Below are 522 nucleotides of genomic sequence, written 5' to 3'. Positions count from 1 at the left end.
AAACCGGATAACAAAACGGTACCCCTACCGTGTTATCCGGAGTCACCGTATGACCACCAACGAGAAAGTAGCACGTCGTAAACTCAGCCTGCTAGAGCTCGCCAAAGAGCTTAATAACGTCAGCAAAGCCTGCAAGCTCATCGGCTACAGCCGCCAGCAGTTCTACGAGATCCGCCGTAACTACCAGACCTATGGGGCTGAGGGCTTGCTCGACAAACTCCCCGGCTGCAAAGGGGCGCATCCCAACCGGGTCGCTCCCGAGATTGAGCAGGCCATCCTCGATTACTCCCTCACCAGACCAACCCATGGCCCGCTGCGGGTCGCGCAAGAACTCGCTCTGCAAGGCATCAACGTCAGTGCGGGCGGTGTGCGTGGCGTGTGGCAACGTCACGACTTGCTCTCCAAGCATGGCCGCTTGTTGCGCCTCGAGAAAACCCACAGGGAACAGACGATTGAGCTCAATGACGAGCAGATCCGCCTGCTCGAGCGCTTCAGCCCCGAGTTTCGCGAACGCCAAATTGA

1 pseudogene is annotated in these 522 nt (G+C 58.2%); it reads left to right on the top strand.

Annotated features, from left to right (window positions below):
• Positions 1 to 49: 49 nt before the first annotated feature.
• Positions 50 to 522 (top strand): annotated as a pseudogene (locus tag PG883_RS24020) (IS481-like element ISAs19 family transposase); the annotation flags it as partial.

Source organism: Aeromonas sp. QDB25 (assembly GCF_027707725.1).
GTDB classification, from domain to species: domain Bacteria; phylum Pseudomonadota; class Gammaproteobacteria; order Enterobacterales; family Aeromonadaceae; genus Aeromonas; species Aeromonas caviae.
The sequence above is the reverse complement of the archived record's forward strand: the minus strand, read 5'-3'. Positions and strand labels throughout refer to the sequence as shown.